General features: G+C 65.1%; 25 protein-coding genes. 10 read left to right on the top strand and 15 right to left on the bottom strand.

Going from position 1 to position 25,511, the window contains the following annotated elements; translation table 11 throughout:
• Positions 1-24: 24 nt before the first annotated feature.
• The 5 genes from AC51GT_RS15630 to AC51GT_RS15610 all read right to left on the bottom strand — a co-directional run bounded on the left by AC51GT_RS15630 (position 25) and on the right by AC51GT_RS15610 (position 4,427).
• Positions 25-1,203: an MCE family protein gene (locus AC51GT_RS15630; RefSeq protein ID WP_496322925.1), complete on the bottom strand. Its 1,179-nt coding sequence runs from the start codon at positions 1,201-1,203 to the stop codon at positions 25-27.
• A 3-nt stretch (positions 1,204-1,206) separates the two neighbouring features.
• Positions 1,207-2,058 carry an ABC transporter permease gene (locus AC51GT_RS15625; RefSeq protein WP_495514565.1) on the bottom strand — a complete coding sequence of 284 codons (852 nt, stop codon included), beginning with the start codon at positions 2,056-2,058 and terminating at the stop codon, positions 1,207-1,209.
• Between the two features lie 5 nt (positions 2,059-2,063).
• Positions 2,064-2,828: an MlaE family ABC transporter permease gene (locus tag AC51GT_RS15620; RefSeq protein WP_482135834.1), complete on the bottom strand. Its 765-nt coding sequence runs from the start codon at positions 2,826-2,828 to the stop codon at positions 2,064-2,066.
• Between the two features lie 270 nt (positions 2,829-3,098).
• Positions 3,099-4,070 (bottom strand): 3-oxoacyl-ACP reductase, encoded by a 972-nt coding sequence (locus AC51GT_RS15615; RefSeq protein WP_496329340.1) that lies wholly within the window; start codon positions 4,068-4,070, stop codon positions 3,099-3,101.
• Between the two features lie 165 nt (positions 4,071-4,235).
• On the bottom strand, positions 4,236-4,427 hold the full coding sequence (locus AC51GT_RS15610) for a ferredoxin (protein ID WP_496323338.1): 192 nt from the start codon (positions 4,425-4,427) through the stop codon (positions 4,236-4,238).
• Positions 4,428-4,573: 146 nt separating this feature from the next.
• Here AC51GT_RS15610 and AC51GT_RS15605 point away from each other — a divergent pair, with 146 nt between their 5' ends.
• Genes AC51GT_RS15605 through AC51GT_RS15595 form a run of 3 tightly spaced genes read left to right on the top strand, consistent with a single transcriptional unit; the run spans position 4,574 to position 8,515 of the window.
• Positions 4,574-5,761, top strand: a complete 1,188-nt coding sequence (locus AC51GT_RS15605) for an acyl-CoA dehydrogenase family protein (RefSeq protein WP_496329339.1) — start codon at positions 4,574-4,576, stop codon at positions 5,759-5,761.
• Positions 5,762-5,799: 38 nt separating this feature from the next.
• On the top strand, positions 5,800-6,921 hold the full coding sequence (locus tag AC51GT_RS15600) for an acyl-CoA dehydrogenase family protein (protein ID WP_496329338.1): 1,122 nt from the start codon (positions 5,800-5,802) through the stop codon (positions 6,919-6,921).
• 4 nt (positions 6,922-6,925) lie between these two features.
• The gene (locus AC51GT_RS15595) at positions 6,926-8,515 is read left to right on the top strand and encodes a long-chain-fatty-acid--CoA ligase (protein ID WP_496329337.1); all 1,590 of its coding nucleotides are present in this window, start codon (positions 6,926-6,928) and stop codon (positions 8,513-8,515) included.
• 68 nt (positions 8,516-8,583) lie between these two features.
• Here AC51GT_RS15595 and AC51GT_RS15590 read toward each other — a convergent pair whose 3' ends face one another.
• From AC51GT_RS15590 to AC51GT_RS15575, 4 genes are all read right to left on the bottom strand, one after another.
• A complete protein-coding gene (locus AC51GT_RS15590) occupies positions 8,584-9,450 on the bottom strand; it encodes an SDR family oxidoreductase (protein WP_496329336.1) in 867 nt (288 codons plus the stop codon).
• Positions 9,451-9,458: 8 nt separating this feature from the next.
• The gene (locus tag AC51GT_RS15585) at positions 9,459-10,259 is read right to left on the bottom strand and encodes an enoyl-CoA hydratase (protein WP_496329335.1); all 801 of its coding nucleotides are present in this window, start codon (positions 10,257-10,259) and stop codon (positions 9,459-9,461) included.
• A gap of 87 nt (positions 10,260-10,346) precedes the next feature.
• The gene (locus AC51GT_RS15580; RefSeq protein WP_496322918.1) at positions 10,347-11,474 is read right to left on the bottom strand and encodes an NAD(P)H-dependent flavin oxidoreductase; all 1,128 of its coding nucleotides are present in this window, start codon (positions 11,472-11,474) and stop codon (positions 10,347-10,349) included.
• Positions 11,475-11,479: 5 nt separating this feature from the next.
• Entirely contained in the window at positions 11,480-13,117 is a 1,638-nt protein-coding gene (locus AC51GT_RS15575) for an acyl-CoA synthetase (protein ID WP_496329334.1), read from the bottom strand.
• A 105-nt stretch (positions 13,118-13,222) separates the two neighbouring features.
• Between AC51GT_RS15575 and AC51GT_RS15570 the strand changes: the two genes are divergently transcribed.
• Positions 13,223-14,017, top strand: a complete 795-nt coding sequence (locus tag AC51GT_RS15570) for a crotonase/enoyl-CoA hydratase family protein (protein WP_496322916.1) — start codon at positions 13,223-13,225, stop codon at positions 14,015-14,017.
• Positions 14,018-14,051: 34 nt separating this feature from the next.
• Here the strand turns inward: AC51GT_RS15570 and AC51GT_RS15565 are convergent, their stop codons facing one another.
• The 5 genes from AC51GT_RS15565 to AC51GT_RS15545 form a co-directional block, all read right to left on the bottom strand.
• Positions 14,052-14,675 carry a TetR/AcrR family transcriptional regulator gene (locus AC51GT_RS15565; RefSeq protein WP_496322915.1) on the bottom strand — a complete coding sequence of 208 codons (624 nt, stop codon included), beginning with the start codon at positions 14,673-14,675 and terminating at the stop codon, positions 14,052-14,054.
• Positions 14,675-15,352: a TetR/AcrR family transcriptional regulator gene (locus tag AC51GT_RS15560; RefSeq protein WP_496322914.1), complete on the bottom strand. Its 678-nt coding sequence runs from the start codon at positions 15,350-15,352 to the stop codon at positions 14,675-14,677. Before AC51GT_RS15560 ends, AC51GT_RS15565 begins: the two co-directional genes overlap by 1 nt.
• Positions 15,353-15,362: 10 nt before the next feature.
• Positions 15,363-15,719: a DoxX-related protein gene (locus AC51GT_RS15555; protein WP_496329333.1), complete on the bottom strand. Its 357-nt coding sequence runs from the start codon at positions 15,717-15,719 to the stop codon at positions 15,363-15,365.
• A 72-nt stretch (positions 15,720-15,791) separates the two neighbouring features.
• Complete coding sequence (locus AC51GT_RS15550; RefSeq protein ID WP_496329360.1) at positions 15,792-17,165, bottom strand: ABC1 kinase family protein; 1,374 nt, start codon at positions 17,163-17,165, stop codon at positions 15,792-15,794.
• Between the two features lie 144 nt (positions 17,166-17,309).
• Positions 17,310-18,347: an LLM class F420-dependent oxidoreductase gene (locus tag AC51GT_RS15545; RefSeq protein WP_496322912.1), complete on the bottom strand. Its 1,038-nt coding sequence runs from the start codon at positions 18,345-18,347 to the stop codon at positions 17,310-17,312.
• A gap of 65 nt (positions 18,348-18,412) precedes the next feature.
• Here AC51GT_RS15545 and AC51GT_RS15540 point away from each other — a divergent pair, with 65 nt between their 5' ends.
• The 4 genes from AC51GT_RS15540 to AC51GT_RS15525 are packed head-to-tail and all read left to right on the top strand — an operon-like array spanning position 18,413 to position 22,140.
• Positions 18,413-19,432 carry a Zn-ribbon domain-containing OB-fold protein gene (locus AC51GT_RS15540; protein ID WP_496329332.1) on the top strand — a complete coding sequence of 340 codons (1,020 nt, stop codon included), beginning with the start codon at positions 18,413-18,415 and terminating at the stop codon, positions 19,430-19,432.
• Complete coding sequence (locus tag AC51GT_RS15535; RefSeq protein WP_496329331.1) at positions 19,429-20,487, top strand: thiolase family protein; 1,059 nt, start codon at positions 19,429-19,431, stop codon at positions 20,485-20,487. The genes AC51GT_RS15540 and AC51GT_RS15535 overlap by 4 nt, the downstream gene beginning before the upstream one ends.
• Positions 20,487-21,662 carry a thiolase family protein gene (locus tag AC51GT_RS15530; RefSeq protein WP_496329330.1) on the top strand — a complete coding sequence of 392 codons (1,176 nt, stop codon included), beginning with the start codon at positions 20,487-20,489 and terminating at the stop codon, positions 21,660-21,662. Before AC51GT_RS15535 ends, AC51GT_RS15530 begins: the two co-directional genes overlap by 1 nt.
• Before the next feature lie 34 nt (positions 21,663-21,696).
• A complete protein-coding gene (locus AC51GT_RS15525; RefSeq protein WP_496329329.1) occupies positions 21,697-22,140 on the top strand; it encodes a nuclear transport factor 2 family protein in 444 nt (147 codons plus the stop codon).
• 210 nt (positions 22,141-22,350) lie between these two features.
• On the opposite strand, the gene AC51GT_RS15520 is transcribed toward AC51GT_RS15525, so the two are convergent.
• Positions 22,351-23,637, bottom strand: a complete 1,287-nt coding sequence (locus AC51GT_RS15520; protein ID WP_496322907.1) for a cytochrome P450 — start codon at positions 23,635-23,637, stop codon at positions 22,351-22,353.
• A gap of 160 nt (positions 23,638-23,797) precedes the next feature.
• Between AC51GT_RS15520 and AC51GT_RS15515 the strand changes: the two genes are divergently transcribed.
• Both AC51GT_RS15515 and AC51GT_RS15510 read left to right on the top strand, forming a co-directional pair.
• Positions 23,798-24,964, top strand: coding sequence for a steroid 3-ketoacyl-CoA thiolase (locus AC51GT_RS15515; protein WP_496322906.1), 1,167 nt, complete (start codon positions 23,798-23,800; stop codon positions 24,962-24,964).
• A gap of 6 nt (positions 24,965-24,970) precedes the next feature.
• Positions 24,971-25,450, top strand: a complete 480-nt coding sequence (locus tag AC51GT_RS15510) for a nitroreductase family deazaflavin-dependent oxidoreductase (protein ID WP_496322905.1) — start codon at positions 24,971-24,973, stop codon at positions 25,448-25,450.
• The last annotated feature ends 61 nt before the right edge of the window (positions 25,451-25,511 follow it).

The following is a 25,511-nucleotide window of genomic DNA, read 5'->3' as shown; positions in this document are numbered from 1 at the left end:
GGCTGACTGTTCATCGGTTGTTCCTCATCCACGCGGCGCCGGCCCGAACATCACGTCGAACAATTTGGACGCATCCACCTTGCGTGTGGTTCTCGGTTGGTACGGGACCGCGGCATTGTCGCCGACGTAGAACCCGGCGTGCTCACGACTATTCGGATCACTGAGCCCGTATTCACAGGTGGGTGGTCCGTCCATGTTCACCCTGGGCAGGTCCTCGGGGTAGCGATACGGTTCTTTACCCGGCAGCAAACCCGCGTTCAGATGCACTCGCGCGTCGTCGACACCGAACACCGGCAACGCTTTCTGACCGGCACTGGCCGTGGCCGTGATGAAGCAGGCCAGACCCGGGGCCTGGTATCCGAGCAGTGTTGCGGTCGGGTTGAGGTTCGCCAATGTCGAGATGATGTTCGCCTTGGACGGCGCGATGACACCGTTGATGGTGTCGGCCATGCCCGTGACGTTCACCAGCAGCGCGTCGAGGTCGGACGAATTGTCCACCAATGTATTACCGGTGGCCGTGAAGTTGTCGACGATCTTGAGCAGGTCGGGCATCACGTCGGCATAGACATTGGTGAACTCGGCGGTGGCCTCGATGTCGCGGCTCAGTTCGTCCATGTGCGGATTGACCTTGCCCAGCAGATCCGACAGGTCGGCAAACCCCTGACCGATCTGATCACCCCGTCCGGACAGCGCGGTGTCGAGGGCACTGATGGTGGCGTTGAGTTTCTCGGGCTGGACCGCGGCCAGCACACCGACCAGGCGCTGATAGATCGTGTTCAGTTCGACCACAACACGATCGGTGTCGATGGTCGAGCCGCTGCGCAGGGTCTCCTGGCTCGGATCCTCCGGGATCTCGAGGTTGACCGACTTGGCACCGAACACCGTGTTGGATTTGATGTCTGCCCGGACGTTGGCCGGAATGTACTGGAGCTGGTCCGGATTCATGTCGAGGACGAGTTCTACCCCGTTCTCCGATTCGGTGATCGCACCGACGCGACCGACCACCACGCCACGCAACCGGACCTTCGCATCCGGGCTCATCACGAGTCCGGCCCGGTCGGCGGTCAGTGTCACCGGCACCGTCGACGCGAACGAGCCGAGGAACTGCAGGGAGGCCAACGCGCAGGCCAATATCAGCGACATCACCAGCACGGTGGCCGCAAGCTTCTTCGCCCAGGTGGGGCGTTCTGTTCTCTGTGACATGGCCTACCCCGAGAGGTTGAACTTTCCGTCGACGCCGTAGATGGCCAGTGAGGTCAGCAGGGTGATCACGACGACGACCACCAGCGACGCCCGCACGGCGTTGCCGACGGCGATACCGACACCCACCGGACCGCCCGAGGCGTTGAACCCGTAGTACGTGTGGATCATCATGACCGCCACCGCCATACAGATCGCCTGGACGAACGACCACAGGATGTCGGTGGGGATGAGGAAGGTCGAGAAGTAGTGGTCGTACACGCCGGACGACTGGCCGTAGAGGAACACCGTTGCAAAGCGACTGGCCAGAAATGAGGCCACGGACGCCAGAGAGTACAGCGGGATGATCGCGATCAGACCGGCCACGATCCGGGTACTGACCAGGTACGGAATGGATTTGATCGCCATCGCCTCGAGGGCGTCGATCTCCTCGCTCACCCGCATCGCACCGAGCTGTGCCGTGGCACCGGCCCCGATCGTGGCCGCCAGGCCGATGCCGGCGATGACGGGAACCGCGATTCGGACATTGATGAAGGCCGAGAAGAATCCGGTGAGTGCCTCGACGCCGATGTTCGACAAGGAGCTGTAGCCCTGGACGGCGATGGTGCCGCCGGTGAAGAGCGTCAGGAAGCCGACGACCACGACGGTGCCACCGATCATGGCGAGTGCGCCCGAGCCCATGCTGATCTCAGCGATCAGCCGCAGCGTCTCTTTTTTGTACGCCCGCACCGCGCGCGGGATGTTGATGAGACTGTCCCAGTAGAAGAATGCCTGATCACCTATGCGATCCCAGCCGGAACCGGCTCGTTTGAACGCCACACGCGTTGAGCGTAGTCGGACGGTATGAGGAAGGATCATTCGCGCTACCCTGCAGTCGCTTTGAGGCCGACCGCGGTGACCACGACGTTCACGACGAACAGCGCCATGAACGAATAGACCACGGTTTCGTTGACGGCATCACCGACGCCTTTGGCGCCGCCGGCCACGTGAAGGCCGCGGTAGCAGCCGACCAGGCCCGCGGCGAGGCCGAACAGCGCGGCCTTCACCATCGAGATCATCAATTCGGGAAAACCGGTCAGCAGAGTCAGATTCGCGATGAATGCGCCCGGGTTCACGTCCTGCAGATAGACCGAGAACACGAAGCCGCCACCGATACCGATGGTGCACACCAGGCTGTTGAGGAGGATTGCGACGAGCGTCGAGGCGATGACCCGGGGAACCACCAGCCGGTGGATCGGGTCGATGCCGAGGACCTGCAGGGCGTCGATCTCCTCCCGGATCGTCCGGGCACCGAGGTCGGCACAGATGGCCGTCGCGCCGGCTCCGGCGACGATCAGCACGGTGACGATCGGGCCGATCTGGGTGATGGTGCCCAGCGCGGCGCCGGCGCCCGAGAGATCCTGGGCTCCGAGTTCGCGAAGGAGGATGTTGAGGGTGAAGCTGACCAGAACGGTGAACGGGATGGCGACGAGAACGGTGGGAACCATCGACACCCGGGCGATGGCCCACGACTGCTCGACCGTCTCGCGCCACTGAAAAGGTGCCCGGAAGAGCTCCCGTGCCGCACTGACGCTCATGGCAACAAAGTCCCCCACGCCCTCGAACGGACCTGCCAGTCTGCGGTTCACCAACTCTCCTTCAGCAAAAGACTTTCCCCCGGACCCGACTGAGCTGTCTGATCATAACGTGTTCTAGTTCCGATTTCGGTGATTCGCACTAGTTGCCAGCTGGAACTTTCCACCATCGGCGTCCATCCCACAGCTTTCATATTGAAACACGTTCCACACCTGCCCCGCCCTACGCTCCCCCGACGGAGGCCTGGCAGTTTGACCGCGAACTTATCACACGTCCAGTTCACTCAATGGGAAGAAACGACCAAGACCAAGGTCTCGAAATGGCTACCCGAACAGGGCTTTACCGGCAGAGAACGTCTGTGCCGGATCGCGGTCGACGAAGTATTCGGTCAGGTTCTTGGTGAGATCTCCGCGATCCCAGGCGTCACCGCCCGCGACAAAGCTCTGCTCGACCGTCGGCGCCGCCATCAATGTCACCTTGGGTCCGTAGACCACGAAGACCTGACCGTTGACGCCGTCCGATTCGGGACTCGCCAGGAACTGCACCAGCGTGACGACATGGTCGGTCGAGAGCGGATCGATCGAACCCTGCGGCGCGTCGCCGAAGGTCCCCTCGGTCATCGCCGTGCGGGCCCGCGGGCAGATCGCGTTCGCGCGCACGCCATAGGCGGCCAGGCCGCGCGCGGCGGTCAGTGTCAGCGATGTGATCCCGGCCTTCGCCGCCCCATAGTTCGCCTGCCCCACCGGACCGGTCAGGCCGGCCTCGCTGGATGTGTTGATCAGACGACCGAACACCGGCCCCCCAACCGATTTCGACTGCGACCGCCAATACGCTGCGGCATTGCGGCACATCAGGAAATGACCGCGCAGATGGACCCGGATCACCAGATCCCACTCATCGTCGGTCATGTTGAAGAGCATCTTGTCGCGGACCAGGCCCGCATTGTTCATCACCACGTGCAGGCCACCGTGCGTTTCGGTGGCGACGCGCATGATCTCGGTGGTGGTGGCCGAGTCCGAGATGTCGCCGGCCACCGGGACCCCGACGCCGCCGGCCGCCTCGATCTCCGCGACGACATCACTGGAATCGAGTGCACCGGCGAGATCGTTGACGATCACGGTGGCACCGAGGGCGCCGAGCCCGATCGCTTCGGCTCGCCCCAATCCGGCTCCGGCACCGGTCACCACCGCGACTTTCCCGGCGAGTTCCGGCCCCGACCGCGCATCCCGGTCGAGCTGCGTCTTCGCATCCTGGTCGAGCTCCGCCTTCGGCTGCGTCTTCGAGATTGCGCTCACAGATCCTCCACTCGATGTCACCAACCCCGGCGGAGCCCCAGAGGGCCGCGCGGGACGTGTCGAGACAAATGTAGAACGTGTTCTCGATTTAGGGCAACTATCGGATCTGCAATCTCAGGTTCGGACCTCCGGTGCGCCGCCCATCGACGCACCGGATCGCCGCCCTCACTCCTCGACGGACAATGCCGACTTGGGGCAGCTGCTGACCACCTGACGCATCTCCTCGCGTCGCTCTTCGGGCACGTCTTCCTGCAATATGACCAGGTAGTCGTCGTCATCGAGATCGAAGACGTCCGGTGCCATGCCCACGCACACACCATTGGACTCACATAGGTCGAAATCAGCCTTGATCTTCATCGCCACGAGCTCCCTTCCCTTGCCGCCACAGGCGGCCCCAGTATTGACGGACACCTACCAACACGTTAGAACGTGTTATAGAAGGAATGCGACACGGAACCCCTCGGCCGCAGCCCCTCCTGTCACCCGAACCCCCTGGAGCACCGATGCGCATCGCTTATACCGACCAGCAACAAGAGCTTCGGCGCGAACTCCGGGCGTACTTCTCCCATTTGATCACGCCGGAACGTCGATTGGCACTGTCTTCCACCAGTGGAGAGGTCGGCGAGGGCAACGTCTATCGCGAGGTCGTGAGCCAGATGGGCCGCGACGGCTGGCTCGCGCTCGGCTGGCCCAGGGAGTACGGCGGACAAGAGCGGTCGATGATGGATCAGCTGATCTTCACCGACGAGGCAGCCATCGCCGGTGCGCCGGTCCCGTTCCTCACGATCAACTCCGTCGCGCCGACGATCATGCACTTCGGTACCGATGAGCAGAAGGCAAAGTACCTGCCCGCCATCGCATCCGGCGACGTCCACTTCTCCATCGGGTATTCCGAGCCCGGCGCCGGTACCGATCTGGCGTCGTTGCGCACGACCGCGGTCCGCGATGGTGACGATTTCGTCATCAACGGCCAGAAGATGTGGACCAGCCTGATCCAGTACGCGGACTACATCTGGCTCGCGTGCCGCACCGATCCCACCGCGAAGAAGCACAAGGGCATCTCGATGCTGATCGTGCCGACCGATGTCGAGGGGTTCTCGTACACACCGGTGCACACGATGTCGAGTGTCGACACCAGCGCCACCTATTACCAGGACGTCCGCGTACCCGCCGACTCGCTGGTGGGCGAGCTCAACGGGGGCTGGCCGCTGGTGACCAACCAGCTCAACAACGAACGGGTGTCCCTGTGTAGCGCGGCGCCGATCCAGACGGCGTTGCGCGAGACGATCGAATGGGCGCAGAACACCAAAAATGCCCGGGGGGCACGGGTCATCGATTCCGAGTGGGTCCAGGTGAACCTGGCCCGGGTCCACGCCAAGGTCGAGTTCCTGAAGCTGATCAACTGGAACATCGCGTCGGAAGCAACTGGCGGTGGATCCCCGTCACCGGCCGACGCGTCCGCCACCAAGGTCTTCGGTACCGAGTTCGCCACCGAGGCCTACCGGTTGCTGATGGAGGTGCTCGGCCCCGCGGCCACCCTGCGTCCGGGCAGCCCCGGCGTTCATCTACGAGGTCGCCTCGAGCGTTTCCACCGGTCGTCCCTGATCCTGACCTTCGGCGGCGGCACCAACGAAGTCCAGCGGGACATCATCGCGATGCTCGCCCTGGGCCAACCCGCTGCCCGACGCTGATCTCCGCCCGCTGTTCACGGACCAAAGGAACCTTCACCATGGACTTTCACCGCAGCGAGCAGACCGCCGACCTCGCCGGCCTCACCCGCGACATCACCAAGAAGCTGGTCACCACCGACCGACTCGAGGCCCTCGAGCATCGCGGCAGCGCACCCGGCGCCCAGCAGGGGAGCTTTGATCCCGAATTGTGGGCCCAGCTCGCCGCCTCCGGACTCCTTGCCCTCGAACTCGACGACGACCTGACGGTGCTCGACAATCTGGCGATCGCCGAGGAGCTGGGCCGGGCCCTGGCGCTCGTCCCGTTCGGCCCGGTCGCCTTCACCGCGGTACCGGCCATCGCGCGCTTCGGGACCGCGGATCTCAGGGCGCGCCGGCTCCCGGGTTTGTCCGAGGGCACCTCGATCATCACCGTCGGGCTCGACGAGGACCTGGCCGACGATCCACTCGCCCCGGTGGCGAGCGCCACGCCCACCGATGACGGATGGGCGCTCTCCGGCGCGAAACTCAATGTGCCGTATGGCCAATACGCCGACGCCATCATCGTGAATGTCGCGGCGCCACAAGGACCGGTGGTGTTCATCGTGCCCACCGACCGCGCCGGCCTCACCATCACCCCGGCCCTCTCGACGGGACAGGCGCCCGCCGCACTCGTCGAACTCGACGGGGTCGCGGTCACCGCAGAGGATCAATTGGGCGACGGGGGCACCGACGTGATCGACTTTCTCCGCGACCGGATGACCCTGGCCCTGTGCGCCGAACAGACCGGAATCCTCGAGCGCGCCCTGGAGTTGACCGCCGAATACGGCCGGGAGCGTGAACAATTCGACCGCAAGATCGGCTCGTTCCAGGCGGTCGCACAACGACTTGCCGATGCGTACATCGATGTCCGGGGTCTGCGGCTGACCACCCTGCAGGCCGGCTGGCTGTTGTCCGAGGGTCTCGAGGCCGGCAAAGAACTAGCCACTGCCAAGTTCTGGGCTGCCGATGCCGGCCACCGGGTCGCGCACACCGCCGTCCACATCCACGGTGGTGTCGGTATAGACATCGACCATCCCGTGCACCGATATTTCCTGCGCGCCAAGCAGAACGAGTTCGAACTGGGGTCGGCACCGGTTCAGTTGCGGCGGATCGGGTCGGCACTTGCCACCGAACCCGCCTGAGCCGATGACCACCCTGGAGCACCTCACGCCGGTACCGGGTACGGTCGGCGCCCTGCTGTCACCGCTGGCCGACTCCGTCGACTCCGGCCTGTACTTCGAAGACGAATTCGTCTGCTGGCGAGACCATTTGAAGCTGTCGGCGATCCGGTCGGCAGCGTTGCGCGGTCTGATCGACCCAGCCCGTCCCCCACATGTGGCCCTGCTGCTGGAGAACATTCCCGAGTTCAGTTATCTATTGGGAGCCGCCGTCCTCGGAGACCTCGTGCTGGTCGGGCTCAACCCGACACGACGCGGATCGGCCCTGGCCGCAGACATCGACACCGCCGATTGCCAGCTGGTGATAGTCGAGAACGCGACGGCGCACCTGATCGATGACCTGGATGCACCGAATGTCCTGGTACACAACGTCGAGGACCCCCAGTGGGAACAGCTGCTGGTCCCGCACCGGGACGCCGAGCCCCGCTTCGGTACCGGCGATCCCGACGCGCTGCTGATGTTGATCTTCACCTCCGGCACGAGCGGTGACCCCAAAGCCGTCCAGTGCAGTCACCGGAAGCTGGCGGCCAGCGGCGTGATGCTCTCCACGCGGTTCGAACTGGGCCCCGACGACGTTGCCTACCTGTCGATGCCGCTGTTCCACTCCAACGCGATCATCGCCGGATGGATGGTGGCGGTCGCCGGGGGTTCGTCGGTGGCGTTGCGGCGCAAGTTCTCGGCAGGTGCCTTCATCGACGACGTCCGCCGGTACCGCGCCACCTACGCCAACTACGTCGGCAAACCGTTGTCCTATGTGCTGGCCACACCGCCGCGAGCCGACGACTCCGACAATCCCCTGCGGATCCTGTACGGAAACGAGGCGTCCGCGGCCGACATCGCCGCCACCACAACACGTTTTGATGTCCGGGTGGTCGACGGCTTCGGTTCCACCGAAGGTGGCGTCGCCATCACCCGCACGGCCGATACCCCACCAGAGGCCCTCGGCCCATTGGTGCCGCCGAACGAGGTCCGCAATCCCGAGACGGGCGAGGTCTGTGCCGTCGCCCGCTTCGACGAGTCGGGACGGCTCACCAACGCCGACGAAGCCGTCGGCGAAATAGTCAACAGCTCCGGCGGTGGTCTGTTCACCGGCTACTACCGCAATCCGGCCGCCGACGCGCAGCGGATGCGCGGCGGTATCTACCACACCGGCGACCTCGGATACGTCGACGAACGCGGATACGTGTATTTCGCCGGGCGCCTGGGCGATTGGGTCCGGGTGGATGGGGAGAACATGGGTACCGGCCCCATCGAACGGGTGCTCCTGCGGCATCCGTCGATCGCGATGGCCGCGGTCTACGGGGTCCGGGCGGAGGTCGGTGACGAACTCGCCGCAGCCCTCATCGCCCCTGATCTGACCGCCGAGCAGCTCACGGATTTCCTGTCGGCACAACCGGATCTGGGTCCCAAGCAGTGGCCGCACAGTATCCGGTTGGTCGATGACCTCCCCCGGACCGACACCTTCAAGATCCTCAAACGGACGCTGGCCGCCGACACCACCGCACCCACCTGGATCCGCCGTGACCGCACCCTCGAATACGTCCCCCCACCCCGATAGTGTGCCCTTTTTGCGGTGCCCACCTGGGCTTTTAGTCGCCAAAAGGCCACATCATCGGGGGGCCGGGGTCAGCTGCGGTTGACCCGGGCGAGGTACTTGGCCCGCTCGGACTCGTCGAACTCCAGGAACATCATGTCGAAGCCGAAGTACTTGCCGTAGAGGTTCTTCAGAAACCGCGGTGTCACCATCCAGCCGAGGACGGACATGCTCTGCCGCGGGATCACCACCCGGTCGCGGTTGGTCTCGATACTCCGGACGATCTCGCGCGCAACATCATCGGGTTCGATGGGCGGCATCATCTTGGTGGTCTGCAGGCCGTCGATGAGTCCGGTCTTGGTGAAGTTCGGCATCACTGCCAGGACCCGCACACCGCGGGAGCTCAATTCACCGTCCAGGGCCTCGGAGAACGCGATCACGCCGGCCTTGGCCGCGCTGTAGATGCTCAGTCCCGGAAGGGGAACGAGCCCGGCAACCGAGGAGACATTCAGGATCTGGCCCGAACCCCGCGCCACCATCCGCCGGGCGGCCAACCGCGTGCCACGCACCACCGCGAGCAGATCGATCTCGAAGTTCCGGGCGATGACCGCATCGGAGAAGTCGAGGAACGGTCCGGTCGGCATGATCCCGGCGTTGTTGATCAGCACGTCGAACCCGCCGAACTCGGCATCGACCCGGTCGAGGAAGGCGGCGAACGATTCGTCGCTGGTGACATCGAGGGGGTAGCCCTCGCAGCCGAGGTTGGCCGCCGCCTTGGCGACAACTTCCTCGTCGATGTCGCCGAGTACCACCTTTGCGCCCTTTGCCTGCAGCTCGGCCGCGGTGGCGAGCCCGATACCGCGCGCGCCGCCGGTGATCACAACCACCTTGTCCCGCAACGACACTGCCGCACCCTTACGACTCCGCACCACCGCCCGCAGATTTCCCGACTTCCCCATCTTGCCCCTCACTTCATCTGCTTGCGGCCGCGATCCATGACGTTGTCCCGAGCCTGTGCGACGGAGGACGGATCGAACGAGGCCATCCAGGCGGCGGAATGCGTTGCCTCGGTGTCCAGTACCGGACCGAGGACGTGTTGCTGGGCCTCGCGGTACGAGGCGAGCAGCGCCGCGACGGCCGGGGTGTTGTTGCCGGCGATGTCCGCGGCCAGCGCCATGGCGGTCGGTATCAGCGCGTCATGCGCGACGACCTGCGTGACCAGACCTACCTCCAGGGCCTTCCTGGCGTCGATGAAGTTGCCGGTCAGGCTCATCCGACGGGCGAAGCCCCAACCCACCGCCGCGGACAATCGTCCGGTCAGACCCCACGCCGGGACCATCCCGACCCGGGCGTGGGTATCGGCGAAACGAGCCAGATCGGAGGCGATCAGAAAATCACAGGCCAGTGCCAACTCGAGTCCGCCGGTGACCGCGGCGCCGTTGATCGCACCGATGACCGGCTTGCGCAGTGGAATCCACGGGTACCCGGTCGGCACGCCGGGGACGTTCACGTCGTCCCAGCCACCCTCGGATCCCAGTGCTTTGAGGTCGACACCCGCCGAGAATGCCGGATCAGAACCGGTCAGCACCACCGCACCCACGGAGTCGTCCGCATCGGCAGCGGCCAGGGCGGCACGCAGGGCCCGGACGACCTCTCCGGTCAGGGCATTACGTGCCTCCGGACGGTTGAGCGTGACCACCACGACGGTTCCGCCCGACTCGGTCTCGACCCGCGCCGTGAGCACCACGTTCGTATCCTGCTCGGCCATGCCCCCACCTCCCGCCCTTTCGAGAATTTGCTCGACGGCTGTGACCATATCTGATCACAGCCGTCGACAAAATAGACCTGCGCGGGTCTAACGGGCCTTCTGCAGCCGGTCGACGGCCACGTCGTACTCGCTGACCAGGTCGTCGATCAGGTCGGCCGTGGGGGTGATCGCGTTCATCCGCCCGACGATCTGTCCGGCCGGCATCGCCACGACGCCGGGATCGTCGGCGGCCGAGATCCGCGCATGGGCCTCGGCGACCAGGATGTTCTGCAGGGGCATCGGCAAGGCCTCCGGGGCATTGGCCGCGTCCCAGGCGTCCGTCCACTTGGTCTTGAGCAGACGGGCGGGCTTACCGGAGTAGATCCGCCGACGCACAGTGTCCTTCGAGGTGGCGTTCAGGATCGCCTGCTGCACCACCGACGGACCCGCACCGCGAACACCGAGCTGGTATTCGGCTGCAGTGAGCCAATAGGTCCCCATCCAGACCCCGCTGGTGCCCATGGCCAATGCGGCAGCGATCTGACGACCGCTGCCGACCCCTCCGGCCGCGAGCACATGCGCCGTATCCCCCACGGCATCAACAATTTCCGGCCACAGGATCATCGACGTGACCTCCCCGGTGTGACCGCCGGCCTCATAGCCCTGCGCGATCACCAGATCCACCCCGGCGGCGACATGCCGCAACGCATGCTCTTTCGCGCCGGCCAGTGCCGCGACCTTCACGCCGTGCGCGTGCACGTTGGCGATCACATCGTCCGGGGGTGAACCCAGCGCGTTGGCGATGAGTTTGATCTGTCCGTACTTGTCGGCGTGTGTCATGGCCACATCGACGTGGGACCGGGCGACCGAATGCAGCCATCCCAGGACACCGGCGTTGACCCGATCACCCTCCGGCAGAGGTGGCACGCCGAGGTCATCGAGCGTGCGCTCGACGAACGCACGATGTTCCGGCGGGATCATCGCGTCGAGGTCGATCTGCGAACCCTCGGTGGGGATCTTGGCCGGCATCACCACATCGACACCGAACGGTTTGCCGTCGGTGTTCTCGCGCATCCAATCGAGGGTGGCGTCGAGTTCGGACGCCTCGTTGAACCGCACACAGCCCAGCACACCGAGGCCACCGGCCCGGCTGATCGCCGCGGCCACATGCTCGGACGGGGTGAACCCGAAAATCGGGTATTGGATTCCGAACTCGTCGGACAGTGAAGTACGCACCGGCGTCAGGCCTTTCGTGAACTGGTTGTCAGATTTTGGTCGGCAGGCCGGGATTCGGCGATGTCCGCCGCCCAGCGATAGTTGGGCTTGCCTGCCGGGGAACGTTTGATCTCGTCGACGAACCACACCGCCCGCGGACACTTGTAGCCGGCGATGTCCTGCCGGGCAACGGCATTGATCTCATCGAGCGTGGGGCGGGCGCCGTCCCGGGTCGCGATGACCGCGGCGACCCGCTGCCCGTACCGTTCGTCGGGCACCCCGACGACCACGGTGTCGAAGATGTCGGGGTGGGCCTTGAGCGCCGACTCGACCTCCTCGGGATGGATCTTCTCGCCCCCGGAATTGATACTCACCGAACCACGCCCGAGCATGGTCACCGTGCCGTCGTCCTCGACGCGCGCCTGATCCCCCGGGATGGAATACCGGACGCCGCGGTAGGTCTTGAAGGTCTTCTCGGTCTTGACCGGGTCGTTGTAGTACCGCAGCGGGATGTGCCCGGTCCGGGCCAGGATCCCCACCTCACCCTTGCCGGGCTCGATCACCGAACCATCCTCCCGCAGCACAACTGTCGACAGGTCCGCCTTGACCCGCGGGCCACCACCACTGTGCGACGTCTCCTTCGAGATGACACCCATCCCCGAGAAACCGGTCTCCGACGAGCCGATGGCGTCGATGATGACCGCGTTCGGGAACTTCTCGACGAACTGGTCCTTGACCGAGGCCGAGAACAGCGCCGCCGACGACGCGACCGAGAACACCGAGCTGACGTCGTAGTCCTTCTGCTCCAGCGCGTCGATCATCGGGCGCCCCATGGCATCTCCGGTGATGAAGATGACGTTCACCTGGTGGCGCTCCACGATCTCCCACGTCTGATGGGCACCGAACTCGGGGTAGACGATGGCCTTGCCGCCGGCGAACAACGCCTGGAAGACCGCCCACTGGGATCCACCGTGGATGAACGGTGGGATCGGGAACCTCACCAACTGGCCACCCGCGGCCCCGGTCTTGGCAAAATGCCACTCATCGGTGACCGCTTCGCCGGTGTACCAGTCGATTCCGCCGCCGAGGACCCGGAACACGTCCTCCTGCCGCCAGACCACACCCTTCGGGTTCCCGGTGGTGCCACCGGTGTAGAGCATGTAGAGGTCGTCGTCGGAGCGCGTCTCGAAGTCGCGCTCGATCCCGCCGTCGGCAACCGCCTGTTCGTAGGGGATTCCGTTCACCGCCGAGATATCCAGGTCGGAGCCGTCCTCGATCACGATCACCGACCATAATTCGGGCGCCTTCGGTAACACGTTCGCCACCTTGTCGACGTACTGACGCTCCACGATCAGCGCCTTCATGTCGGAGTCGGTGAAGATGTGCTCGAGTTCGCTCTCGACGTACCGGAAATTGACGTTGACCATCACCGCCCTGGCCTTGAAGATCGCCACCATCGATTCGACGGCCTCGATACCGTTTCTGCTGTACAAGCCCACAGAATCGCCCGGAGCGACGCCCAGTTCACGCAGGGTGTGCGCCAGCCCGTTGGCGCGCTGGTCGAGTTCGGTATAGGTCTCGCTGCGCCCGTCGGTTTCCAGCGCCACCCGGTCACCCATCGTGTCGACGGCATGCTCGACGAGGTCGGCAATGTTGTAAGCCATACCGACAAAACTAGAACGTGTTACCGTTTGATGGCAAGGCCCACGGAGATACAGGTCACGCCGCGCCCACGCGCGACTTGTCATGCGAGAAAACAGGAGCAAATCATGTCGGACGCTGCCCCCCACTGTCTTGTCTCCAAGCGCGGGCACACCTTGATCGTCACGATGAATCGGCCCGAGGCGCGTAATGCACTCTCGGGCGAGATGCTCGCGATCATGAACGAGGCCTGGGATCAGGTCGATTCCGATCCCGATATCCGGGTTGCGATCCTCACCGGCGCCGGCGGCTACTTCTGCGCGGGTGCCGATCTCAAGAGCATGAACAAGAAGGCCCCCGGTGACTCCTTCAAAAAGGGTGGCTTCGACCCGAAGATGCTCGACGCCCTCCTCAAAGGTCGGCGCCTGACCAAGCCCCTGATCGCAGCCGTCGAGGGCCCGGCCATCGCCGGTGGAACCGAGATCCTGCAGGGCACCGACATCCGGGTCGCCGGGCAAAGCGCCAAATTCGGTGTGTCCGAGGCCAAATGGGGCCTCTACCCGCTGGGCGGGTCGGCGGTCCGGCTGGTCCGGCAGATCCCGTACACCGTTGCCGCCGACATCCTGCTCACCGGACGCCACATCACCGCCCCCGAAGCACGCGATTACGGCCTCATCGGGCATGTCGTCCCCGACGGCACCGCGCTCGACAAGGCCATCGAACTCGCCGATCAGATCAGCGCGAACGGTCCGCTCGCGGTCCAGGCAATTCTCAAGACCATCCGCGACACCGAAGGCATGCACGAACAGGACGCGTTCAAGATCGACGCCGATCAGGGCATCAAGGTCTTCGTCAGCGACGACGCCAAGATCGGCCCGAAGGCGTTCGCGGAAAAGACGATCCCCGACTTCACCGGCAAGTAGCGGCCGACGCCCGAGCTCGTGCGGCGTCGGTTCCTCAGACGGTCGGCGTGCCGTAGCAGAGGAATCCGACCACGGTCCTGACTGTCTCCTCGACGTCGAGTTCGGCGGAGTTGTCGAGCATTCGCGGCAGTACCGCGCCGAGAAGGCACGACACCATCGCTTCGCCGGCGAACTCCACGTCGAGGTCCTCGCGTAGGTATCCGTCGGCCACCCCGTGTCGGAAGTATTGTTCACACAGCTGCCCGAGCTGAACGTAGCTGCCGGTCAGCAGCTCGAGCGACGCCTCGTCTATACCGGGCGCCTCCAGCATGACAAACGTCAGCGCTTCGGGGTGCTCGTTCACATGGTCGACCAATCGGCGGACCAAAGACTCCATCGCCGTGATGAATTCGCCCGCGTCGCGCGGTCGGGGGCGGTGCAACTCGGCTATCGCGGTGAGCTCGGCGAGTTCCCGGGCCAGGACTGCGTCCAGCGCATCGCGTTTGTTGTCGAAATAGTTGTAGAACGTGCCGTGGCTACAGCCGATCCGGGCGACGATCTCGGCGACACCGACATCGCTGTAACCGCTGTCGATGAACGTGCCCAGTGCGGCATCGAGCAGTTGACCTCGTCGAAGCCGGGTCCGCCGGGTGTCCTGGCGAGCTGTCGGTTGGACCATCACTCCCCATCCTTCGCCGGCGGCCGTTTCATCATTCCATGGAAGGCCAGATCGGCTGCGCCCCTGACGAACCGCTCGCGCTTCTCCGGATCGTCTTCCGACCGGAGCGACAGAACCAACCCGGGCAGCGCCAGCATCATCAGCAACCGGGCGACGATCTGGCGCTGCGGCCCGGTCAGGGTGAACCATTCGTTCTCGACCGCCCGGGTCAGCGTCTTGACCACCAGGGAGTTGATCATGAACTCGAGCCCGACCACCCGCGCCTTGAGTTCTTTGTCGATTGCGCTGGCCTGCACCCCGATCAGCTTGAGCATCGCCGGATCGTCGTCGACCATCCGGTGGAGCCGTTCGCCGATGACCCGGATGTGCAGGGCCATCTCCTGCGCCGTCTGGGCTTCGGACGCGAGCAGCACGTTGGGATCAACGGTTGCGAAGATCCGCTCCACCGCCCAGTCGAAAACCATGTCCAGCAGTTCCCGTTTGCTGTTGACGTAGCGGTAGACCGTCCCCTGCCCGATGCCTGCACGCTGCGCGATCTCCGCGATACTCGTTCCGTCGTAGCCTTTTTCGGTCAATACGGCATAGGCCGCCTCGACGATCTGGGTACGCCGGTGATCGGCCAGCCCTTCGACTTTGGGCCGTCCGCGGCGACGGCGCACGGGAGCGTCAGATGTCATCGCCCGACGGTCACGCCTTCAGGACACGGCTGGCGAGGAATCCGATGTACCCGACCAATCCCAGGTAGCCGAGCTTGCGGGTCCGCTTGTTCGCGATCGCCAGCCCGACCAGGGTTTCGGTGGCACCGTTGGAATAGGTCCACTTCGTGGTGTCCTCCGGAAACGCCGGCTTGGTGATCGGCTCGAAAGTCTTCGGAGTGATGAAGTGCGCCACCCCGGTCGCGGCCAGGCCGAGCCCGGCCACCCGCGGCAGGACCGCGTCCCGAGAGCCGGTGTCGGTAGCTTTTTCGGAGTCCTTTGACCCGCGGGCCGCGGACAGACCCGCACCAGCAGACTTTTTCAGCACCCGCGCGAGCACGATTGTCATTCGTTGCCTTTCGTTGTTAACAACACTATCGACCTCTTACCCAGGACAGGCGTTCTCTGAACATCGCCGGGATCATCTCGTCGTACCCCCCGCACCTTCACCGCCGCGGATCCGGTGCCAGTTCGCAATCGCGGCGCCCATCGGAGTCGCCGGCGCGACATCGTCGTAGATCCATTCCCGGACGATCGAACCCCACGTCGCGGTCGCCTCCAGTCGGCCGAGGAGTTCGCACACACCGAGTTCGGTGCGCCGCGAGAACACGTGCGTCTCCACCAGGTCCTGATGCCGGATCTGACGATAGTGTCCAGAGCCGGGCAGTACCGCGCCGGCGAAGGCCCGCCGCGCCACCTCCCGGGTGACCGTCGACCGGTCCGGCGACATATGCCATCCGGCCACCTTGCGCGTGTAATCCGCGACCTGTTCCATCGACATCGCGTCTTCGTCGGGGATGAATCCGGCGTCGATCGCCAACCGGTAGACCTCCTCGTCCCGGTTCTCGAGCAGGGCACGAAAGACTGTGCGCTGCAGCGCTATATCCGACTCCCCCATGGTCAGGTACAGACCGAAGTCCAGAAAGCCGACCTTACCGTCGTCCAGCACCAGCACATTTCCGGGATGGGGGTCCGCACAGAATTCGCCGCGCTCGTAGACCCCGCCACAGTAGAAGCGGTACACCGCCTCCCCGATCCGGTCCCGATCCGCCGCCGGCAGTGCGCAGGCCGCGGCCAGCGGCATCCCGTCCAGGTATTCGGTGACCAGGACCTGGTCGGTGCTGAACCCGGCGTACGGCCGCGGAATGGTCCAGACCGGATGATCGAGGTAGAAGTCATGGACCCGTTGATGATTGGCGAGTTCGGCCTTGTAGTCCAGCTCTGCCAGCACCTGCCGTGAAACCTCGGCCACCACGTCGTCCAGGTTGGCACCCGGCAGCCGGCCACGACCCATCCTGACCACCAGGGCAAGATTCTTCAGATCCGCCCGGACCGCCGATTTCACGTGTGGATACTGAACTTTGACCGCCACCCGGTCGCCGTCGAGGGTGGCCCGGTAGACCTGGCCGATGGACGCGGCCGCGATCGGTGTCGGCTCGATGTCCAGGCGGGCCATCCGGGTCGGTCCCAACGACGACTCCAAAACCGCCATCATCGACTTGTTGTCGAGGGCCGGGGCACGGTCGAACAGCGGGGCCAGCCTGGCCGCGAACTCCGCCCGCGTCGCCTCCGAGCTCAGGCCCAGATCGAACATGGCCAGCATCTGTCCGAGCTTGAGCGCCGCGCCCTTCATACTCCCGACGACGGTGACCAGTTCGTCGGCGAACCGGAGCACCTGCTCGTCCTGCTTGCGAGCGCGGGCCTGAGCATCTGCCGCCGGCCCGGTCAGCTTGCCGGTCGCGGTCCGGACTGCATGCCCGGCCACCACCCGGCCGATCTTCTGGCCCCGCCCGATCCGGGCACCGACCTGCCGCGCCGCATCTGCGCCGCCGGGCGGCTCGGGACCTGCGGACGTGTCCGACACGGACGGGACTTTACGCATCACCGACCTCGATCGTCGACCACTTCGCCATGCCGACCGGATTTAGAACATGTTCGCCTACACCAGCCGGCCCAGTCGCGCGATCTGGTCGGGGTCGCGATTGGTCACCATCAGCATGGTGACCCCGGCTTGTTCCCACCGCTTGATCTGACGCCGCACCTCGTCCTCGTCACCCACGATCATCGTCTCCAGGACCATCTCGTCGGGCACTGCCGCGATCGCCTCGTCCTTGCGCCCGGAGAGGAACTTCTCACCGATCTCCCGGACCACCTCGCCGTACCCCATCCGGGTGTAGACCTGGGCGTGGAAGTTCTGGTCCTTGGCCCCCATCCCGCCGACGTAGAGCGCGGTGGACGGTCGGTAGGCGTCGATGACCGCCGGGACGTCGTCGGTGATCTCCACCTGTACGGTCGCGGCGACCTCGAACGTGTCGCGGGTGCGGCGCGCCCCGGGCCGCGCGAAGCCTTCGGCAAGCCACGACTCATACATGTCCGACAGTCGCGGCGTGTAGTAGATCGCCAGCCAGCCATCGGCGATCTCCGCGGTCAACGCGACGTTCTTCGGTCCCTCGGCACCGAGCCAGATGGGCAGGTCAGCGCGCAGCGGATGGGTGATCGGCTTGAGCGACTTGCCGAGCCCGGTCGACCCGGCGGCCTGCGGCGGATAGGGCAACGGGTAATGCGGTCCGGCGTTGGTCACCCGCTCTTCGCGGGCCAGGACATCGCGGATCACGCGGACGTATTCGCGGGTCCGCGCCAGCGGCTTGGCAAAGGGCTGGCCGTACCAGCCCTCGACGACCTGGGGCCCGGACACCCCGAGTCCCAGGATGTGCCGGCCACCGGACAGATGATCGAGTGTCAGCGCCGCCATCGCCGCCGACGTCGGCGGTCGCGCAGAGAGCTGAGCGATACCGGTACCGAGCTTGATCGTCGACGTCTGTGAGCCCCACCAGGCCAGCGGTGTGTAGGCATCCGAGCCCCAGGATTCCGCGGTGAACACGGCCTCGTAGCCCGCCGCCTCCGCGGCGGCGATCAGAGCCGGCGCATCCGCGATCGGCGAAGCCCCCCAGTACCCCAATTGCAGACCGAGCCTCATGCCTGGCGACCTCCCGTTCGGCCTAGTCCTTGCGTGACAATCTAGAACCTGTTCTACTCGATTCCGTGACCGTGAGCCAGATATCCGCAGGATTTGCCGCCGTAGTCGCCCCGATCGAGAATCCCGACGACCCCGTTCTGTCCGCACCGCTGCACAACGCGTTCGACTACACCCGTTCGCTCGGGCCGGTTCTCGGACGTTTTGCGCAGGGTCTGCTGGACGGAAAGGTCGTCGGCGGTCGCAGTGCCGATGGGACCGTGTATGTCCCTCCGGTCGAGTTCGACCCCGTCACCCGGGGCCAGATCGACGACTTCGTCGAGGTCTCACCCGTGGGGACGGTGACGTCCTGGACCTGGATGGCAGAGCCCATCGCAGGCCAGCCGTTGTCGAACCCGTTCGCGTGGGCCCTGATCCGGCTCGACGGGGCCGACACCGCCCTACTGCACGCAGTCGCCGCCGACGGACCCGCCGACTTGCGCACCGGAGCCCGCGTCCGCGCGGTCTGGAAGCCGGCGCGCACCGGGCGGATCGACGACATCGACCACTTCGAACTCGGCGAGACACCGAACCCGGTATCCCCCAACACCTCCGAGCCCACCGCATCCGATGGCGTCATGATCACGACGCCGATCGACCTGACCATCGACCACACCGCCTCCATCGAGGAGACCTGGTATCTACAGGGACTCAAGGAGGGCAAGCTCTACGGCGGGCGGACCGGCCCGGGCGAACCCGTCTACTTCCCGCCGCGCGGGGCGGATCCGACCAACGGCAAGCCGACCAACGAGAAGGTCGAACTCTCCGACAAAGGCGTGGTGACCACGTTCTGCATCGTCAACGTGCCGTTCCTCGGGCAGCAGATCAAGCCGCCGTATGTCGCGGCGTACGTCCTGCTCGATGGTTCCGACATCCCGTTCCTGCACCTCATCCTCGACACCGAGGCCGCCGACGTCCACATGGGCATGCGGGTCGAAGCCGTCTGGCGCCCGCGCGAGGAGTGGGATCACACGTTGCGCAACATCAGCCATTTCCGTCCGTCCGGTGAGCCCGACGCCGACTACGACTCCTACAAGGATCACCTGTGAGCACATACCGCGAGATACCACCGATCGCCGTGATCGGTTTTGCGCACAGCCCCCACGTCGATGCGACGTTCGGCACCACCAACGGCGTCGAGATGCTGGTGCCGTGTTTCCAGAAGCTCTACGCCGACCTCGGCATCAGCCGCACCGACATCGACTTCTGGTGCTCCGGATCCTCCGATTACCTTGCCGGTCGCGCATTTTCGTTCATCTCGGCGATCGACTCGATCGGAGCGGTCCCGCCGATCAACGAATCGCATGTCGAGATGGATGCCGCCTGGGCCCTGTACGAGGCCTGGGTCAAGATCGCCACCGGCGAGGTCGACGTCGCCCTCGCCTACGGATTCGGCAAGCCGTCGGCTTCCAACACCGATCAGGTGCTCGCGCTGCAGACCGACCCGCACACCGTCGCACCGCTGTGGCCCGACGCCCGGTCCCTCGCCGCACTGCAGGCCCGCGCCGGCCTCGACTCCGGCGCGTGGACCGAAGCCGATATGGCCGCGGTGGCCGCCCGGGGTTCCGGGGCCTCGGTGGACGAGCTGCTCAAGTCCGAGTACGTCGCCGACCCGCTGCGCGCCCATGACGTCTGTCGCTACACCGACGGCGCTGCGGCCATCATCCTGGCCAGCGAACACCGGGCCCGGCAACTCGTTGCGCGTCCGGCCTGGATCACCGGCTGGGACCATCGCATCGACACCCCTAACTTCGGGGCCCGCGATCTGACGAAGTCGCCGTCGACGACACTCGCCGCCGACACCGCGCTCGGCAACAATCGCAAGGTCGACGTCGCCGAATTGCACGCACCGTACAGCCACCAGGAATTGATCCTCAAGTCCGCACTCGGACTGGATGATTCGGTGGTCATCAATCCGTCCGGCGGTGCACTCGCCGCCAATCCGCTGTTCTCGGCCGGACTCGAGCGCATCGGATACGCGGCGACCACGATCCTGGGCGGCAACGCCGACACCGCCCTGGCGCACGCCACCAGCGGTCCGCTACTGCAGCAGAACATGGTCGTCGCCCTGAGCGGCACGACCGACAGGGAAGGCAAGAGCTGATGGGCCGTTATCGCGCCGCGGTGCTCGGCACCGGGCAGACCAAATACGTTGCCAAACGCCATGATGTGTCGATGGCCGGCCTGTGCCGCGAGGCGATCGACAAGGCGCTCGCTGACGCACAGGTGTCGATGGACGACATCGACGCGATCGTCATCGGCAAGGCACCCGACTTCTTCGAGGGTGCGATGATGCCCGAGCTGGCGCTGGCGCAGTCGCTCGGCGCCGAAGGCAAGCGGATGATCCGCGTCCACACGGCCGGATCCGTCGGCGGATCCACGGCCAACGTCGGGGCGTCGCTGGTCACCTCGGGAGTGCACCAACGCGTGCTGGCCATCGCCTGGGAGAAGCAGTCCGAGTCGAACGCCATGTGGGCGTTGTCCATTCCGATTCCGTTCACCATGCCGGTCGGCGCCGGTGCCGGCGGCTTCTTCGCACCGCACGTCCGCTCGTACATCCGCCGCTCCGGGGCCCCCGACCACATCGGGGCGATCGTCGCGGCCAAGGACCGGCAGAACGGCGCCCTCAATCCCCTCGCACATCTGCACCAGCCCGACATCACCGTCGAGAAGGTGATGAGTTCGCAGATGCTGTGGGATCCCATCCGTTACGACGAGACCTGCCCCTCGTCCGACGGCGCCTGCGCTGTGGTCATCGGCGACGAGGCATCCGCCGACAACGCCGTGGCCCAGGGCATTCCGGTGGCCTGGATCCACGCATCGGCGATGCGCACCGAGCCGCTCTCGTACTCCCACCGCGACACCGTCAGTCCGCAGGCGGGCCGGGATGCCGCCGCCGCGCTGTGGAAGGCCGGCGGGATCTCCAATCCGCTCGAAGAGATCGACGTCGCCGAGATCTATGTCCCCTTCTCCTGGTTCGAACCGATGTGGCTCGAGAACCTCGGCTTCACACCCGAAGGTGAGGGCTGGAAACTGACCGAGGCCGGTGACACCGCGATCGGCGGGAAGTTGCCGGTGAATCCGTCCGGCGGAGTGCTGTCGTCGAACCCGATCGGCGCCTCGGGGATGATCCGTTTCGCCGAGGCCGCCATCCAGGTCCAGGGCAAAGCCGGCGATCACCAGGTGGCCGGCGCGCGCAAGGCACTCGGCCATGCATACGGTGGTGGATCACAGTACTTTTCGATGTGGCTCGTGGGAGCCGACAAGCCCACGCACTGACATCGAACGCGACCACCGACACGACGGAGACATCATGACGAAGGCACAACCGGCCTACATGAACATCGACCGCGCCAACAACCCAGCGGTGGTTGCCGGCCGGTTGTCGCGTGAGTATGTGGGGTCGCGCAACAAGGCCGCCTGGGTGAACCTGTTTGCGCCCGACGGGATCGTGCAGGATCCCGTCGGCCCGTCGATGTTCGACGAAGAAGGTATCGGCTTCACCGGGCACGAGCGCATCGGCCAGTTCTGGGACATGTCGATCGGCGCGACCGAACAGATCGAGTTCCTCTTCGACGAGGAGATCATCTGCGGCAACGAGGTCGCGTACATCGGTAAGATCGTCACCCACATCGCCGGACATGTCTCCGAAGCCCGGGGCGTGTTCACCTACCGCGCCGGTCCCGACGGCAAAATCGCTGCGCTGCGCGCTTTCTGGGAAGTCGAGAAGACGATCAACTCGGTCCGTAAGGCCTGATCCCCTCCCCGTCGAGCGTGCCGATAACGCCGCCGACCGTGCCCTTATCACCGTCGACCGTGCCAAAGTTGCTGACCTGACTGCAATTTCGGCACGGTCGACGGTTGTTTCGGCACGGTCGGCGGTTTTGTTGGCGGCGGGGCCGGAGGGTGCGGACAGCAATGTGGCCCCGTCCCTTTCCGGGGACGAGGCCACATTGGCTGTTCGAGACTAGTGTGCGACGGGGCAACCGGTTCCGTAGTTGACCGTCATCTCCTTGACCCCGTTGATCCAGCCGGACCGTAGGCGGCGCGGCTCGGCGACCTTGGTGATGTCTGGCATGTGGTCGGCGATGGCGTTGAAGATCAGGTTGATCTCCATGCGGGCCAGGTTTGCACCGACGCAGTAGTGCGCGCCGTGACCACCGAATCCGACGTGCGGGTTGGGGTCCCGGAGGATGTTGAACTCGAAGGGATTCTCGAAGACATCCTCATCGAAGTTCGCCGATCCGTAGAACATCCCGACACGCTGGCCCTTCTTGATCTCGACATCGCCGAGAACAAGATCGTGGCGGGCGGTGCGCTGGAAGCAGTTCACCGGCGTGGCCCAGCGGACGATCTCATCAGCCGTGGTCGCCGGACGTTCCCGCTTGTACAACTCCCACTGATCCGGGTTGTCGATGAAGGCGTTCATGCCATGGCTGATCGCGTTCCGGGTGGTCTCGTTGCCGGCCACCGCGAGCAGCAGCACGAAGTAGCCGAACTCGATCTCCTCGAGGGACTGCCCGTCGATGTCGGCGTTGACGAGCGCCGTCACGATGTCCTCCTTCGGGGAGTTCTTACGCTCCTCGGCCATCGTGTAGGCGTACCCGAGCAGTTCGGCGGAGGCGATCTGCGCCGGACTGAGCTCTGCACCCTCGACGGGCTCGTTGAACTCGGGATCGTCGGTGTTCATCATCGTGTTCGACCAGTGGAACAATCGCTCCCGGTCTTCGGCCGGAACGCCGAGCAGGTCGGCGATGGCCATCAGCGGGAGATTGACCGCGACATCCTCGACGAAGTCGCCTTCCCCCTTGGCGGCGGCATCGCGGGCGATCTTCTGAGCGGCTTCTTCGAGGGACTCCTCCAACGCATGCACGGCCTTGGGCGTGAAGAGCTTCGCCACGAGCTTGCGCAGACGAGTGTGCTCCGGCGGATCGTGGTTGATCAGCAGCGCCTTGGTGATGTCGAGTTGCTCGGTGGTCATCTCGTCGTCGAACCGCATGATCACACCGTTTTCGTTGGTGGACCAGTCGTCGTTGTTCTTCGACACCGCCCGAATGTGCTCGTGCTTGCTGACAACCCAGTAGCCCCCATCGTGGAAGCCACCGCCCTTGCCCTCTTCCTGAGCGTTCCACCAGACGGGGGCGGTCTTGCGCAATTCCGCGAATTCCCGGACCGGGATACCCTGCTCTAACAGGTCAGGACTGGTGAAGTCGAACCCCTTCACGAACGGGCACACCTGCTCGGCCTGCGTCATTGCATTCCCCTCAATCCTCTGCATGAACGTGTTCTAGTCGATCGTAGAGCACAATGGTCTGCAAGGCCACTACCTGCTGTAATAGGACTTGTGTCCAGTTGGCAACTTGTTCTAGTTTCGTATGGACAACGACCTTTTTCACCGCACGAAAGGAAATGACATGGGAACACCGGTGATCGTCGAGGCGACCCGATCCCCGATCGGTAAGCGAGCGGGGTGGCTCTCCGGGCTCCATCCGGCAGAACTGCTCGGAGCGACGCAGAAAGCTCTGGTGGAACGCGCCGGAATCGACCCCAACGAGGTCGAGCAGGTCATCGGCGGCTGCGTGATGCAGGTGGGTGCCCAATCGAACAACGTGACCCGCACGGCGTGGCTGCACGCCGGGCTTCCCTGGCAGACCGGCGCGACCACCGTCGATTGCCAGTGCGGTTCCGCCCAGCAGGCCAATCACCTGATCGCCGGCCTGATCGCGACCGGCACCATCGATGTCGGCATCGCCTGCGGTGTGGAGTCGATGACGGCGGTGCCCCTCGGCGCCAACGTGATGCTCGAAGGTGCGGGCAAACGACGCCCAGAGTCATGGGATATCGACATGCCCGATCAGTTCGGGGCCGCCGAGCGTATCGCGGACCGCCGCGGGATCACCCGCGCCGATGTCGACGCGCTCGGTCTGCGCAGCCAGCAGCTCGCCAAGGCGGCCTGGGACGAAGGTCGCTTCGACCGGGAGATCTTCTCGCTGAAGGCGCCCGAGCGGACCAAGGAAGGCGAGCTGACCGGCAACATCCTCGACGTCGCGCGCGATCAGGGTCTGCGCGAGACCACTCTCGAGTCGCTGGCCAGGCTCAAGCCGGTCGTCGACGGCGGCATCCACACCGCCGGTACGTCGTCGCAGGTCTCCGACGGCGCCGCGGCTGTCCTGATCATGGACGAAGACAAGGCAAAGGCGTTGGGGCTCAAGCCTCGTGCGCGTTTCGTCGCACAGGCATTGGTCGGCGCCGAACCGTACTATCACCTCGACGGACCCGTTCAGGCCACCGAGAAGGTCCTGACCAAGGCCGGGATGTCCATCTCCGACATCGATCGTTTCGAGGTCAACGAGGCATTCGCCTCCGTACTGCTGTCCTGGGCCGCCGTGCACAACCCCGACATGGACAAGGTCAACGTCAACGGCGGTGCGATCGCGCTCGGCCATCCGGTGGGCTCCACCGGATCGCGCCTGATCACCACCGCGCTGCACGAATTGGAGCGTTCCGATTCGTCCACCGCCCTGATTACGATGTGCGCGGGTGGAGCACTCTCCACCGGAACCATCATCGAACGGATCTGAGGTCGCGTGTTACCCCAAGAAACGCCCAAGGCGCTCAACTCCAAAGCCGTCAGCAAGATCGTCAAGGTCGCCTCTCGCCTCAACACGCGGATCTACAAGATGAGCGGCGGCAAGGTCGGGGCGAGCTGGCGGGTCGGGGCCGGTTTCAAGAAGCCGGTCCCGGTCATCCTGCTGACCACCATCGGCCGCAAATCCGGGAAGCCGCGCACGGTGCCGCTGGTCTATCTGCGCGACGGCGCCAACGTCGTGGTGGTCGCGTCCCAGGGCGGTATGGCATCGAATCCGGCCTGGTACCTCAATCTCAGAGACAACCCCGACGTCACCATCCAGGAGGGCAAGCACACCACCGTGATGCGGGCCCGCGAGGCCACCGACGAAGAGCGCGAACGGCTCTGGCCCGAGCTGGTGGGGATCTACGCCGACTTCGACACCTATCAGGGATGGACCGACCGCAAGATCCCGGTGGTCATCTGCGAACCGAAATGAGTTGACGCCCGGAGGGCACCGCCGAGCACAACGCCAAGAGTTCACCGACGGGTCGGAAAGA

The organism is Williamsia sp. z34 (genome assembly GCF_059553395.1).
This window is presented reverse-complemented; position numbering and strand designations above follow the sequence as displayed.

What these genes read in the sequence shown, in the direction of transcription:
- AC51GT_RS15545 (WP_496322912.1), bottom strand. Translation starts at nt 18,347, where the DNA reads ATGAGGCTCGGTCTGCAATTGGGGTACTGGGGGGCTTCGCCGATCGCG.
- AC51GT_RS15560 (WP_496322914.1), bottom strand. Translation starts at nt 15,352, where the DNA reads ATGACATCTGACGCTCCCGTGCGCCGTCGCCGCGGACGGCCCAAAGTC.
- AC51GT_RS15610 (WP_496323338.1), bottom strand. Translation starts at nt 4,427, where the DNA reads ATGAAGATCAAGGCTGATTTCGACCTATGTGAGTCCAATGGTGTGTGC.
- AC51GT_RS15590 (WP_496329336.1), bottom strand. Translation starts at nt 9,450, where the DNA reads ATGGGGAAGTCGGGAAATCTGCGGGCGGTGGTGCGGAGTCGTAAGGGT.
- AC51GT_RS15520 (WP_496322907.1), bottom strand. Translation starts at nt 23,637, where the DNA reads ATGACGCAGGCCGAGCAGGTGTGCCCGTTCGTGAAGGGGTTCGACTTC.
- AC51GT_RS15530 (WP_496329330.1), top strand. Translation starts at nt 20,487, where the DNA reads ATGGGCCGTTATCGCGCCGCGGTGCTCGGCACCGGGCAGACCAAATAC.
- AC51GT_RS15525 (WP_496329329.1), top strand. Translation starts at nt 21,697, where the DNA reads ATGACGAAGGCACAACCGGCCTACATGAACATCGACCGCGCCAACAAC.
- AC51GT_RS15630 (WP_496322925.1), bottom strand. Translation starts at nt 1,203, where the DNA reads ATGTCACAGAGAACAGAACGCCCCACCTGGGCGAAGAAGCTTGCGGCC.
- AC51GT_RS15555 (WP_496329333.1), bottom strand. Translation starts at nt 15,719, where the DNA reads ATGACAATCGTGCTCGCGCGGGTGCTGAAAAAGTCTGCTGGTGCGGGT.
- AC51GT_RS15605 (WP_496329339.1), top strand. Translation starts at nt 4,574, where the DNA reads ATGCGCATCGCTTATACCGACCAGCAACAAGAGCTTCGGCGCGAACTC.
- AC51GT_RS15570 (WP_496322916.1), top strand. Translation starts at nt 13,223, where the DNA reads ATGTCGGACGCTGCCCCCCACTGTCTTGTCTCCAAGCGCGGGCACACC.
- AC51GT_RS15625 (WP_495514565.1), bottom strand. Translation starts at nt 2,058, where the DNA reads ATGATCCTTCCTCATACCGTCCGACTACGCTCAACGCGTGTGGCGTTC.
- AC51GT_RS15595 (WP_496329337.1), top strand. Translation starts at nt 6,926, where the DNA reads ATGACCACCCTGGAGCACCTCACGCCGGTACCGGGTACGGTCGGCGCC.
- AC51GT_RS15575 (WP_496329334.1), bottom strand. Translation starts at nt 13,117, where the DNA reads ATGGCTTACAACATTGCCGACCTCGTCGAGCATGCCGTCGACACGATG.
- AC51GT_RS15585 (WP_496329335.1), bottom strand. Translation starts at nt 10,259, where the DNA reads ATGGCCGAGCAGGATACGAACGTGGTGCTCACGGCGCGGGTCGAGACC.
- AC51GT_RS15565 (WP_496322915.1), bottom strand. Translation starts at nt 14,675, where the DNA reads ATGGTCCAACCGACAGCTCGCCAGGACACCCGGCGGACCCGGCTTCGA.
- AC51GT_RS15600 (WP_496329338.1), top strand. Translation starts at nt 5,800, where the DNA reads ATGGACTTTCACCGCAGCGAGCAGACCGCCGACCTCGCCGGCCTCACC.
- AC51GT_RS15515 (WP_496322906.1), top strand. Translation starts at nt 23,798, where the DNA reads ATGGGAACACCGGTGATCGTCGAGGCGACCCGATCCCCGATCGGTAAG.